Annotated in this window: 1 pseudogene; it reads left to right on the top strand. The window is 48.8% G+C overall.

The annotated features are described in order from the left end of the window. Nucleotides 1-432: pseudogene (locus tag LKX84_RS17890) on the top strand (hypothetical protein); the annotation flags it as partial.

Here is a 432-nt window from a genome sequence, read left to right as displayed (position 1 = left end):
GCTTTCAATAACAGTGGAACGGACGACCAGGCCTTGAGTTTGAACAGCAACACCTTGACCCTTGAGGATGGCGGTAACGTTGACCTGAGCGGATATTTGGATAATACGGATGCACAGACCCTATCGTTGAGCGGAACGGATTTGAGCATCACAGGTGGGAACACCATCGACATCAGCAGCATTGACACGGATACGGATGACCAGACATTGAGCATTTCAGGTTCGGATCTGACCATTTCCGAAGGAAACACAATCGACATTTCAGGTGTGAACACCGATTCCCAAACCCTTTCTTTGAGCGGTAGCGATTTGAGCATCGCTGGTGGCAATACCATCGACATCAGTAGCATCGATACGAATACAGATGACCAGACCTTGAGTTTGAGTGGCAATACCCTTACTTTGGAAGACGGCGGTAGCGTAGACCTATCT

The sequence above is a fragment of the Allomuricauda sp. M10 genome (genome assembly GCF_020782875.1).
Taxonomy (GTDB): domain Bacteria; phylum Bacteroidota; class Bacteroidia; order Flavobacteriales; family Flavobacteriaceae; genus Flagellimonas.
Note: the sequence above shows the minus strand (reverse complement) of the source record. Positions and strands in the feature narration are given on the sequence as shown.